This is a genomic window from Maribacter arenosus, from assembly GCF_014610845.1.
GTDB classification, from domain to species: Bacteria; Bacteroidota; Bacteroidia; order Flavobacteriales; family Flavobacteriaceae; genus Maribacter_A; species Maribacter_A arenosus.
In genome coordinates this window covers 207,916-220,287 of sequence record NZ_JABTCG010000001.1, presented here as the reverse complement: position 1 = coordinate 220,287, position 12,372 = coordinate 207,916, and the positions used below count along the sequence as shown (strand labels likewise).

At 37.7% G+C, this 12,372-nt stretch carries 15 protein-coding genes; 4 read left to right on the top strand and 11 right to left on the bottom strand.

Annotation, left to right across the window (positions count from 1 at the left end; genetic code table 11):
• Positions 1-10: 10 nt before the first annotated feature.
• The 8 genes from HPE63_RS01000 to HPE63_RS00965 form a co-directional block, all read right to left on the bottom strand.
• Positions 11-445, bottom strand: coding sequence for a hypothetical protein (locus tag HPE63_RS01000; protein ID WP_188312367.1), 435 nt, complete (start codon positions 443-445; stop codon positions 11-13).
• Positions 446-512: 67 nt separating this feature from the next.
• Positions 513-1,883 carry an MBL fold metallo-hydrolase RNA specificity domain-containing protein gene (locus HPE63_RS00995; RefSeq protein ID WP_188312366.1) on the bottom strand — a complete coding sequence of 457 codons (1,371 nt, stop codon included), beginning with the start codon at positions 1,881-1,883 and terminating at the stop codon, positions 513-515.
• A gap of 7 nt (positions 1,884-1,890) precedes the next feature.
• Complete coding sequence (locus HPE63_RS00990) at positions 1,891-2,736, bottom strand: ATP cone domain-containing protein (RefSeq protein ID WP_188312365.1); 846 nt, start codon at positions 2,734-2,736, stop codon at positions 1,891-1,893.
• 78 nt (positions 2,737-2,814) lie between these two features.
• A complete protein-coding gene (locus tag HPE63_RS00985; protein WP_188312364.1) occupies positions 2,815-3,711 on the bottom strand; it encodes a mechanosensitive ion channel family protein in 897 nt (298 codons plus the stop codon).
• Positions 3,712-3,729: 18 nt separating this feature from the next.
• Entirely contained in the window at positions 3,730-4,137 is a 408-nt protein-coding gene (locus tag HPE63_RS00980; RefSeq protein WP_188312363.1) for a hypothetical protein, read from the bottom strand.
• Between the two features lie 141 nt (positions 4,138-4,278).
• Positions 4,279-5,133, bottom strand: a complete 855-nt coding sequence (locus HPE63_RS00975) for a universal stress protein (RefSeq protein ID WP_188312362.1) — start codon at positions 5,131-5,133, stop codon at positions 4,279-4,281.
• 2 nt (positions 5,134-5,135) lie between these two features.
• Positions 5,136-5,984: a universal stress protein gene (locus HPE63_RS00970; protein ID WP_188312361.1), complete on the bottom strand. Its 849-nt coding sequence runs from the start codon at positions 5,982-5,984 to the stop codon at positions 5,136-5,138.
• 17 nt (positions 5,985-6,001) lie between these two features.
• Positions 6,002-6,847 (bottom strand): universal stress protein, encoded by an 846-nt coding sequence (locus tag HPE63_RS00965; protein WP_188312360.1) that lies wholly within the window; start codon positions 6,845-6,847, stop codon positions 6,002-6,004.
• A 117-nt stretch (positions 6,848-6,964) separates the two neighbouring features.
• On the opposite strand from HPE63_RS00965, the gene trxA reads away from it, so the two are divergent.
• Complete coding sequence (gene trxA / locus HPE63_RS00960) at positions 6,965-7,264, top strand: thioredoxin (protein WP_188312359.1); 300 nt, start codon at positions 6,965-6,967, stop codon at positions 7,262-7,264.
• An 11-nt stretch (positions 7,265-7,275) separates the two neighbouring features.
• Here trxA and HPE63_RS00955 read toward each other — a convergent pair whose 3' ends face one another.
• From HPE63_RS00955 to HPE63_RS00945, 3 genes are all read right to left on the bottom strand, one after another.
• Positions 7,276-8,115 carry a universal stress protein gene (locus HPE63_RS00955; RefSeq protein WP_188312358.1) on the bottom strand — a complete coding sequence of 280 codons (840 nt, stop codon included), beginning with the start codon at positions 8,113-8,115 and terminating at the stop codon, positions 7,276-7,278.
• Positions 8,116-8,209: 94 nt separating this feature from the next.
• Positions 8,210-9,262, bottom strand: coding sequence for a response regulator (locus HPE63_RS00950; protein ID WP_188313127.1), 1,053 nt, complete (start codon positions 9,260-9,262; stop codon positions 8,210-8,212).
• Between the two features lie 6 nt (positions 9,263-9,268).
• Positions 9,269-10,513, bottom strand: coding sequence for a sensor histidine kinase (locus HPE63_RS00945; protein ID WP_188312357.1), 1,245 nt, complete (start codon positions 10,511-10,513; stop codon positions 9,269-9,271).
• Between the two features lie 160 nt (positions 10,514-10,673).
• Here HPE63_RS00945 and HPE63_RS00940 point away from each other — a divergent pair, with 160 nt between their 5' ends.
• From HPE63_RS00940 to HPE63_RS00930, 3 genes are read left to right on the top strand one after another with little or no spacing between them, the layout of a single operon-like run.
• Entirely contained in the window at positions 10,674-11,126 is a 453-nt protein-coding gene (locus HPE63_RS00940) for a hypothetical protein (protein ID WP_188312356.1), read from the top strand.
• A gap of 53 nt (positions 11,127-11,179) precedes the next feature.
• A complete protein-coding gene (locus HPE63_RS00935) occupies positions 11,180-12,079 on the top strand; it encodes a J domain-containing protein (RefSeq protein WP_188312355.1) in 900 nt (299 codons plus the stop codon).
• On the top strand, positions 12,076-12,369 hold the full coding sequence (locus tag HPE63_RS00930; RefSeq protein WP_223198007.1) for a chaperone modulator CbpM: 294 nt from the start codon (positions 12,076-12,078) through the stop codon (positions 12,367-12,369). Before HPE63_RS00935 ends, HPE63_RS00930 begins: the two co-directional genes overlap by 4 nt.
• The last annotated feature ends 3 nt before the right edge of the window (positions 12,370-12,372 follow it).

The following is a 12,372-nucleotide window of genomic DNA, read 5'->3' as shown; positions in this document are numbered from 1 at the left end:
ATAGCCTTGTTTATTTTGTACTGGGTTTACGTTTTTTTAAGATCCCTCCTGCATATTCGAATATTTCCGATTTAAGGATTTTAAAATCTTCCATGAAACTTACGGTTTCGGCTTTAAGTTTTTCATGTTTTTGATTATAAAAATTATCGCATGCCGTATCTGTACATTCGATCATTCCGCCAATATTCCTTTCATGGCTTAAAATCATCTTGCAAACCATTTCCCTTTTGGCCCTTGTTTTTTTTATCCGTGCCTGGTAGTCTTGCAAGCGTTCAAACAAATTTGGTGTATTTGGTTCAAACACATACGAATTTAGTAAATGTTCGATAAAGGTTAGTTCGTCATAAACGAGTTGTAAATGGGATTTCCAATTCTGGTACTCCCTGTACATTTCGGTCATCTTTGATGTTTGAACCTCTTTTGTCAACTTTTTGTGGGAAGTCATGGTATTTGAGTTTATGTAAAATTACAAAGGGCACATCAACATAACAATGACATAAATCAGCCAGTGATCAGACCATTAGTTCAATGGTCTCATACAACTTGGGAATATGCACATTCCATTTTAAATTATAAATTAGTTTACTTCTAAACGCATCTAAAGCCGTTGGCTCGCCATGGACCAAAAACACCCTTTCGGGAATATTTTTCAATCCTGACAACCAATGTAGTAATCCACTTTGGTCTGCATGGGCCGATAGGCTTTCGAGGTGCATTATCTTAGCCTTTACAGGGTAGTACTTTCCAAAAAGTTTCAATTCGAACGCTCCTTCCAATAGTTGTTTGCCCCGGGTTCCCTCAGCTTGATATCCCACCAATAACACTGTGGTACTTTCAACATCTATCAACTGCTTCAGGTAAGTAAGTACCCGACCCCCGGTTACCATTCCACTTCCGGCGATTACGATTTTTGGCCGAGGATCATCAATGGTTTCCCAGGTTTCCTTGTAAGAACTAATGATGGTCATATGCTTACACATTGCATGGTATTCTTTTAGGGAAAGCTTATGCCATTCGGGAAACTGTTCAAAGACCGATAATACATTATTGCCCATTGGACTATCAATAAATATAGGGATATTTGGAATTTTGTTCTTTTTATAAAGCATCCACAATTGATACATCAATGACTGTAATCGTTCAACAGCGAATGAAGGAACAATCAAGGTTCCCCTTTGATTGATGGTCTTTTTTACCAACTGCGTCAATATACCCTCGACATCTTCTTTAGGGTGGTTTTTATTGCCATAGGTACTCTCGATAAATAGGTAATCTGCCCATTCCGGTCGTTCTGGAGGTGCCAACAATACATCTTCTTCTCGACCAACATCACCCGAAAACACAAAGCGTTTCCTTAAAATATCCAACTCTATGAATGTAGCACCTATAATATGGCCATTGTATTTCGTTCTGAATTTTATATTTGGTGAAAGTGTCACCCACTCCATATTTTCAATGGAAGAAAAAAGTGCAGTGGTCTTTTCCGCATCTTCAAGGGTAAAGAAAGGAAGCGCAGGTTTATGCTTTGAATACCCTTCCCTATTAGCTTTTTCGGCCTCTTCTTCATGGATCTTGGCACTGTCCTTTAGAATGATCGAGGTTATGGCCAATGTGGGTGAAGTTCCTAAAATTTGCCCATGAAAACCTTGCTGTAGTAATCTGGGCAAATACCCTGTATGATCTAAATGCCCGTGCGTGAGTAAAATAAAATCCAAATTTTTGACATCCACAGGCAAGGGTACCCAGTTCATTTCCCTAAGCTCTTTCAAGCCTTGGAACATACCGCAATCGACCATTAGGTTAAGTTCTGGTGTTTCCAAATAGAATTTAGATCCCGTTACTGTTCCCGAAGCTCCTAAAAATGTGACTTTTATCGTATCCATGAGGAGGTCAACAATTACATAATTGGCGAAGTTCTTTCATTATTTTTTCTTTTCGTGGTTCTTGGATTTCCAAATGGTCAAGAAAAAAATGATCATTCAACAATTGACGACATAGTACAATATCCCGACTCAACAAAAACTGCTTCTCCCGCTTGCTCAACAGCGTAGAAACGGTAATGGGATATAGTCCAAGTCTATCGATTCGGTCTTTTAACCCGTCGCCTTCGGGTACATCCCAACTTAATAAATACAAATCTACACATTTGCCATAAGCAATGGCATCTTCTGTAAAGCGGGTGTTTGTTACCACCCAACCTTTATCTAATGTATGGTTATCATTTCTTTTCCGGTTCCAGTGTTTTTTTATATCCTCATATCTCGAATGGATATACAAGGGGATTTTAACGTTGCAATTGCGCCCTTCCTCACTATGGAATTTACATTCAATAACAGCTACCAATCCATTTTTCTTAGCGAACACATCTACCTCATGGGTTACGCAATGGCCTTGAATTATCTTGCCCACCTCAGTGGTGTAGCCCGAATATAGCAAGATAGCCGCAACGAATTTCTCAAAAGGGAAGCCCGTGGGGCCCAATTCGTAAATTGCTTTTTTCAATTTGTATTTAGAAGCAAAGACCGCTTTTTTCTTCTTTAATAGAGCAAAGGCCCGATTATATATTTCGCGGGTTGATATGCCTTGATAAAGCTCGTCCCTTACTTGATTCACGATTTGAGCTACCAAAGCTTCATCCGCTCCGCTCCGCTGCAATGACTTTCTTAATTTCGTTAACGAAAACCGAACTTTGTCACCAGAAGATTTAATGATCTCAATTGCTTTTTGTTCTTTCATAAAATTTCAGTTTCTGAACTGGCTAAGAACCAGCCTATATCAATTGTCGTTGACACGCGGTTGTAAGCAACAATAGTCCTACTTTACATGCACTTCAACTTCAGGGATTTTAAGCAATTGCAAGGTGGTAGAGGCTATTTTAACCTTGCCCTTGGTCAACTTAATCGAGCGTTCTATTTTTTCAAACAATCTATGTTTTACACTCCTTCTCAATTTATAGTCGGTAATGTACCTTAGATTAAGTACAATCCAATTATCGGTTAAACTTATGGCCAACGATGGGTCTATTTTCGCATCTTCTATATAATAGCGTTGCACCATTTTAGCCCAGTTCGTTTTGGATTCATTCGTATAGTCGGATAATAATTCTGTAGCCCCATCCATAATTGTCTTCTTCGCCAATTCAAGATCGGAGTCATAAGTTATAAGAATGTTGAGTTCGTCCCATACAAAAGGGAAGTCCATTGAATAGTTCTTAATGGGCCCTTTGAAAACAAATGCATTACTGATTTTTATGATCCTACCCGAATAATTATCGCTGTTCACCCATTCCCCTATTTCCATAATCGTCGTATAAATACTATCAATGTCGATTACATCACCCTTAATATTGTTCATCTCAATACGGTCACCAGGTTTATAGACCCTCAAGAAAAAAATATAAAAAGAACCTGCAATACTTAAAATCAATTCTTGCAGGGTAAAAGTGAGTCCAGCTGTAAAAAGTCCGATAATAATCGTATAGTCCCTTACACTATCTAAAGTAAATGTCACTAATAACAATATTGCAATAAGGATATATCCGATAATCTCGATACCTTTTTGTGCCTTATACCTAATACTTATGTTTTCGATTCGATTCTTGGCCAATCTCCTGAGAAATCCTATTCCTAAGATGATAATGACCAGCCAAATCAACAACTGCAGTCCTTGAAGCACTAAGGGATCCTTTAATAAATCATCTAATCGTTGCATACCAGTTTATTTTCAGAATTAATTTCTGAAGTACTCCCGAACCAATTTCCTTATTTGGTTGTCGGTCATACTATCCGCCTTGCTTACGATCTTAACCTTGGCAGCTAATTGCGGATAGTTTGTATCCAATTCCTTTTTAAACTTTGCCGCCGTTTCAGCCGGACCAAAAAGGGCGATGTTATCCGCAGTTTTTATGGCTTCTGCCAAGTTCTTGAAATATGCTTTAAATTGGTGCTTCTCGCGCTCTAAAAACTTACTGTCCTGAACGACATCCTGCGGACCCCATTTGGCTGACTTCGTACCCGAGCCACCAAATGGCCTAAAAGTTTCAATATTTGAAAACAAGGTTTCAAAGGATTCGGATTCTTTGACGAGCGTTACAATATGCGCCTTTTCCTTATCGAGCCAAACTCCACTATTCTTCATGCGTTTATATCTTTTTAATTATTTCGATGGGTAAGCAAAAAATAAAATTGTTTAACCTTTTAACTTTGTTAGTGAATTAAACATTCCTATTCATATTGGCTATTCTCAATTACTCTTCGAATAACAGGGTTTACAATTTCGTCAAGTGGTACTAGGAATTACCATAAACGGAATATCAATATCAAAGGCCAACTTTTTTATTACGGGTTCATTCAATAAGCGTTCTAAAAAACTATGCTCATAATTGATCATAACGAGCATTTCTATGCCAAGTTCATTTAAAAAAACTTGTATGGCCTTTGTTTTGCTCGTAAAATTCGGCATCCAGTGCAATGAATTATCTATGGGTTCTAAATACGCCCTCAAGGTTTTAAGATTACTCTCCTGTAGATGGGTTAATCTTTTTTCTTCATTGATATGTACCACTCGTATGGCGGATCCACAATGGGTTGCCATTTCTTTTAAAGGCTTGAGCACTTGTGCATCATAATGCCTTCTGTAATCAGTGGCAAAAGCCATTTCATAAGGAATCTTAAAATCGGCGTTCATGGGAACGGCCATAATGGGACACTTTGTTATAGATGCCATGGTCTTGGTGGTAGAACTACCCAAATATACCCCTAAACCACTAGATTTACCTTTATTTCCCATGAGGACAAGATCAATATTGTACTCGTCGATCGCATTTGAAATAGCTTCGGTCAGATCCATTTTAACCGGAATCATTTTGTACCTATGATTGGGACACTTATGGTCTAAATTGATTCTGTGGAAAGTTCGTTTCAGTTCTTCGCACGATTCGTCGTTAAGTTGTTCAAGTAAACCTTTACGATACCCATTGCTTTTGTCAACATTCCTGCTAAGTAATGGCGTTCTCTCACTATAGGCATTTAAAAGATAAAAATTACAGGTTTTGGACTTAAAAAGTCTTGATGCATAAAAAAGGGCATTATACGCATCATTCGAAAAATCTGTTGGTATTAGAATATTTTGCATATTCAATTATTTTGATGTGGTGGAATTACCATAAATGGAATGGTTTCATGAAAACCTAACTTTTTGATCACAGGTTCGATAAACAATCGTTCTAGAAAAGAATGGCGATTTTGGATCATGACCAATATGTCGATTTTCTTATTCTGTTGAAACGTATTTATGGCTGTAATCACTTCCTGATTGGGCAACTCATGGAAAAGATGTGCAATCCCACCCAATATTCCTTTTAATTTAGCTTTGTGTTTTAATTGGGAACTTGTTAGGTCGTATCCCGATGACACATGTATTATCTCGATTTTTGATTCGTGATGTTCTGCCAGGTCTAAAAGCTCTTGCATTTGTTCTTTTTGGTACTCGATTTCAAAGTCTGTCGGGAATAAGATTGCTTTTGGGGGTTCGTAATTAAAACCGGTAGGAATGGCCAAAACAGGACAACACCCTTTTTTTATCACATGCACCGTATTGGTTCCAATAAAAATCTCTTTGGCCCCTGTCGCCCCTTGTGTACCCATTACCACTAAATCGGCATGTTCTTTTTTGGAGGTTTCCACTATTTCATCTATCAGGATGTTAAAAGCGGAATGTACCATAAAAGTGTGTTTTTTATTCTTAAACTCCGATATCAATTTATTTTTCAAACTATTCAATTGTGTTAAGGAGTTTTCCTGATAGATATCGCCGAGACCGATCTGTCCAGGACTATGCAATACGTACTCGGCCTGATAAATAGCTGGTGTATACGTGTTCAATAGGTAGAAAGTACATTCGATCTCCTTAAACAATTTTAGGGCATAACTAATGGCGTTATAGGCATTTTTTGAAAAATCGGTGGGTAAGATTATACGTTTCATTGTTCGACTTTTTTTAGTTATCTAAACAAATTCTGCAAGACCAGAAATGGAATCTTGACGTGAAGTCCAATCTTATCCAACGTAGATTGTGACAACATATCCTCAAGGAATGAGTGTCTCGAATTCACCAAAACCAACATATCAATATCTTTATGTAAAATGTATTTGGTAATAGCAACGGTCTTATCTTTTTCCTGGGTGGTCTCAAATACTAATTTGGCCTTTGGAAGGCAATCCCTAAGAAATTGCTGGTTGTCTTCTTGTCGTAGGGTAAGCTTTTTAATAGGATCGATATACAACATATGGATAGTGGATCTAAACGAACCCGACATTTCACAAAGTAATTTTAATTCACGCCTTTTATAGGGCGCCAAATAATTGGTGGGAAATAGCACTTCTTTGGGGGCATGATAGGCATAGCCCTCCGGTATGGCCAGTACCGGACAACTTATATACTTTAAGACTTGTAACGTATTACTTCCGAAGGTTAGGCTTCGATCATTGGTCTCTCCCCTTGTGGCCATAACAACAACATCCATATTTTCTTGGTTAACAAGGTCATTCACCTCATCGATCAGGGTACCGAAGGCGGATATTGATCTGTACTTATGTTGTGGATTGGGATAAAGGTGTTTTATGTCCTTTAAAACCGTTTTTAATCGTTCCTCCGATTTTCTGAATGTTTTTTCCTTTAATTCGTCCAAAAGGCTTCTTTTCGTGAGTCTGTCCTTTTGGTAGACCTCATCGGCATAGGCATGCATGACAAAGATTTCACTTTTCTCATACTTGAAGACATGACAAGCATATTTTAAGGCATTGAAGGCATTGTCTGAAAAATCCGTTGGAACCAAAATCTTTCTCATGTTAAATGATTTACGCGTTTTATCAAAGTTAGCTTTCATCAATATTATAAACCATGATATTGGTCAGTTTAGAAGTCTTGGTATTTTGCTAATTTGCGAGGCAAATTCGTTAAAACCATGAAAAGTAGTTTCAATAAAATCATTAACTCGGAAACCCCGGTTCTGGTCGATTTTTTCGCCGACTGGTGTGGTCCTTGCAAAATGCTGGCACCAATTCTCAAAGAAGTGAAGAACGATATGGGCGATGGGGTTAAAATCGTAAAAATCGATGTGGACAAAAACCCATCAATTGCCGCAAAATACCAAGTTCGTGGAGTGCCTACGATGCTCTTATTTAAAAACGGCAAACAGGTTTGGCGACAATCCGGTGTGCTTCAAAAAGGGGAAATCATTCAAATTATTCAATCCCAAAACTGAAATAGAAGTTGTTACTCATGAAGTACCAAAAAGGGAATATCCGTATGGTAACTTATCTGTTCTACCTTGGGTCTAAAGAGTATTCGTTGAAAGAAATTAAGGTTTTTGGCGACCATAGCGATCATATCTATATCCCTTGATTCGGTGAAACACTGTACTGCTGTTTCAAGGTCGGACCCCGTCAGCGAATGGAAACTATGATCGACATCTTGTAAATAATCCTTTAAAAATTCCTTATTTTCCATCTGTACATCACTCAAGCTTTCCCCCTTTTTAGAAATATGTAAAACGCGTAAATTTGATTTGTACATGTTGGCCATATTAATAAGAGTGTCAAGTACTTTTAAATCGTAGCTCAAATGGTAGTCGGTAGGAAAAGCTATTTCCTTTGGTATTTTGTAAACGGTATTCTCAGGTACGGCCAGTAACGGACATTTTACCTTTGTAAGGACATCCCCGGTATTACTTCCCATAGTAACTTCCTTTAAACCCGAAGCGCCTTTCGTTCCCATAATGATCAAATCTATCTTTTTGTTCTCTACATGGCGTTTTATAGATTCCACAAAAAAATTATGGGAGGAAATGGTTGTAAACCGATGTTTCTTGCTCGGAATGATTTTATCGACCCGCATTAATAATTGATCAAAGCTAACTTTATTGCTGCCCAGGACATTTTCCTTCACCATCCTTGAAGAAACCTTTACTGAGGTCCCTGCAGCCGAATAGGCCGGAATCGGGTTAATGTGAAGTAGGTGGAACGTACACTCAATATCCTTATATAAATTCACCCCATATTTTAGGGCATTCCAGGCATTTTCTGAAAAATCGGTAGGGACTAAAATATGCATCATCGTTAGGTTGATTTTGATTATGGCGATAAATTTACTGCTTTGTCCCTAGCTAGTAAATGATTACGATCATGTTCAAATACTTTATTAAAGATGCTCAATAGGTACGGCTTAAGGTTTCTTGATCCAATATTCTTATTTTATGATCTTCCATAGCAATAAGACCTTCTTTTTTAAAGCTAGAAAGGGTACGGATCAATGTTTCAGTGGCCATACCGGCTACGTTTGCCAAATCACTACGTAAAATATGTATGTTCCCCTGCTTATCCTGTTCCAGTTTATTGGCGAATTTCAACAAGGTACTGGCCGTTTTCTTACGTACAGAGCCATAGGCCATTTCAAGTAACTGTTTTTTTGCCTCTGTGAGGTTTTTAGCCAAAACATGCATTAACTCTATGGCAAGCTCGTGGTTTTCTTCTAATACGGTTCTTAATTTATCTTTACTTACCCCAACAAGTTTGGTATCTTCCATGGCCGTGGCATATTCTTCATAGATTTCATGGGCCGTAAGTGATGAAAATCCGAAGAACTCATCCTCATAATAGATCGAAGTAATCAATTCCTTGCCATTTTCATCCAATTTATGGGTCTTTACAATACCCTTTGTTATCAAATAGACCATATGAACATTGCTTCCTTCACGATAGATTTCTTGTCCTTGGGTGAATTCAAATTCTTGACCATTATCGTCCAGATAATTCTTGAAATCATGGATAGTACGTATGCCTAATCCGGTTTGATTGGCATTTCCACTTTCCGAACTATTAATTTCCCTCAAAATAGCGGCCCTGGCCAATCTGCTTTCTATGGCGCTAATAAGTTCAGATTCCTCAAAAGGTTTGGTCAAATAATCATCAGCCCCAAGGTTCATTCCTTTACGGATATCTTTGCGCTCTGTTTTGGCCGATAAGAATATGAACGGTATGTGTTTTGTTGAAGGATCATCGCCTAATTGTTGTAATACCGCATAACCGTCCAATTCGGGCATCATAATATCACAGATGATCACATCGGGCAAGGCTTGTTTTGCGACCTCAACCCCCTTGAGACCATTGGAAGCGGTTATCACATCATAATCGGATAACCCTAAAAGCTCGGCTGTATTTTCCCGTAGTATGGAATCATCTTCTATCAATAAAACTTTACTCATCATTCGCTATTTTAACCCTAAAAGGATTCGATTATCTATTGGTAGTTCCACAGTGAATATTGTTCCCTCATTCTCCTTGCTCTTAAAATAAATCTTTCCATCAAGGTTATTGATATGGTCCTTTATGATATTTAGACCAATACCCGTCCCTTGGTTCAAAAGGGCATTTTCCGCCCTGAAGTATCGTTCAAAAATATGCTTTTGGTCCTTTTCGGGAATACCAATCCCGTGATCTTTTATCTTCAAAACCATACCCGCCTGTCCAACTTCAAAAGTAATATCGATTTCAGAATCCTCCGGAGAGTATTTTATGGAATTATAGAGTAAATTGGTTAGTATAAGGGTAACGATTTTCTCATCTTGATAAATGACAACCTCATCTATATTGTGTGGATAATTGATCTGTTGCCCGTTTTTTAATAGCATATTGGCGTTATAGACCACCTCGTTAACCACTTTACTCAACGAAAATTTGGTGAAATTATAGATTTCCTTTCCTTTTTCAAGCCTTTCGATAGAAAGAAAATCGGTTAGGATACTGTTCAAATGTCTAACCTCCGCTATAATCGTCGTTAAATGCTTATCGCGTCTTTCTTGATCGGAAGCTTCCTTATACTTGCCCACTAATGTGGCAGAAGTAAGGATCCCACTTAATGGTGTCTTGAATTCATGGGAGACTAAAGATAAGAATTTTGTCTTCAATTCACTGAGTTCACGCTCGCGCTGAAGTGCTAATTTTATCGTCTTTTCGGCATCTTTCCTTCTTTTGATCTCTTTTTGTAGCATGGCTACCGTTTCCCTAAGCTCTAAAGTACGGGTCTTTATTTTTTTCTCGAGATGTTCGTTTAGCTCTTTTATCTGCAAATCCCTTTTGCTGATCTCGGTCTTATCGAAAATCAGGGCGAATACGTAATCGATACCATGAAAAACGAATGGATATAGGTCTATTTTTACGGGGAATTTCTCATTATTCTTTCGAAGGCCGTACAGCAGACGATCCACCATCATTTTACCTGACTTATTGGTTTCGAAAAACTTGTCTACATGTTGACCGTGGTTTTTACTATGTGGTTCGGGCACCAAAATATCCACTCGTTGCCCTATAAGTTCGTGGTTATCATAACCGAACATTTGATCTGCATTATTATTGGTCGCTACGATAATATGATCTTTATCAACCACTAATATCCCTTCAGATACTGCTTCAGAGAGCAAGTTAAAAATATAGTTGTTTTCGGCAAAAACCTTCATTCTTACTGGCGTTGTTTCAAATTTCCATACGTTTTGAGACCAAAAAAGGAATGTTATGAATATATAAAAGTAAGATAATTTGATCCTACTTCCAGTGTTATGATAAAAATCATATTCTGAAAAAATGCATTACGGTAATTTTATTAAAAATCATCTTATCATGGGAAAAGTAAAATCTAATCCGGATAAATTGAACCCTTTGGGGACTTATCAAAAGTATATTCAGGAATGTGAGGATTTAAAATCAGAATTGGCATTGAATAATAAGGAATTAAGTTTTTTACAACAACTTTTAGATCGTTATTTTGATGAGATCGTGCATACTGAAAATTTGGATGAGGTTCGCGAAAGCCTTATGCGTTTCCAAGACCTTTGCTATAATTGTGGACGTCTAAAAAAAAGAGTGGAAGATCAACATCAATTGTTGGTTGATATTATGAATGGCGCTTTGGATTACGATCCGACTTCTCTACAGAAGGAACAAACTTGGATTGAAAAATGCAAATCATCGATCATGAAAGACTGTAAAACGGTCAAAAAAGAAATCTTGAACATTGCGAACGAAGTTATCCAAATGAATAAGGATAATAATGATCTTGTTTTTCAAGCGTAAATCAACAATCTTCTTAATACCAAACTTCGAACAGTATAAAGTGAACGCTGAAAATGGACTACATTGACTATTATAATGTATTGGGTATTTCTAAAAAGGCTTCACAAAGTGAGGTAAAAAAAGCGTATCGCAAACTTGCCCGAAAATATCATCCGGATGTCAACCCAAATGATCCAGAAGCAGAACGAAGGTTTAAACAGATCAACGAAGCCCATGAAGTGTTGGGCAATGCCGATAATAGAAAAAAGTACGATGAGTACGGGAAAGACTGGCAACATGCAGAAGAAATAGAAAAAGCGAAGAAAGCACAACAACAACGAGGCTACCAATACCAAACCTCTGGTGGATTTGGGGAACACGATTTTTCCGACTTTTTTGAGTCCATGTTCGGTGGTAGGTCTTCAGGGGGATTCACACGTGGTAGGCAAGTAAAGTATAGGGGGCAAGACTATAATGCTGAACTTCAATTGCAATTGAAGGATGTATATTCGACCCATAAACGGACATTAACTGTAAATGGAAAGAATATACGCATCACCATACCAGCCGGTATTGAAAATGGGCAAACCATAAAAATAAAAGGGCATGGAGGTCCTGGACGCAATGGAGGTCCTAAGGGTGATTTATTTATCACCTTCGCTATCGAGAACAACACCCCTTTTAAAAGGGATGGCAATAATCTACACCGTACTGTGGAAATAGATCTATATACCGCAGTTTTGGGTGGGGAGATCACCGTTGACACCTTTGATGGGAAGGTGAAACTGAACGTTAAACCCGAGACGCAAAACGGAACTATGGTAAAATTGAAATCGAAAGGATTCCCGGTCTATAAAAAAGAAGGGCAATTTGGAGATCTGTTCATTACCTATGCCGTTAAGATGCCTACCCATTTATCTTCAAAAGAAAAAGAACTCTTTAAACAATTGGCCAATATAAATAAGGGCAAATGATGGAACAATTTAACTATATAGCGGTCAAGGATTTTTGCTTCAGTCATGGGATTAACACCCAATTCATCATCGAGTTATATGAATTTGGGTTGATCGAGGTAATTACAAAAGAAAACGAAGAATACATCCTATATGAAGAACTCCCAAATGTTGAGAAAATATTACGTCTACATGCCGACCTTAACATTAATCTAGAAGGTATCGCAGTAATTAGTGAATTATTAGACCGAATTGAATTTATGCATAAAGAAAATATTTCCCTTAGGAATAAATTGCGGTTTTATGAATGATTT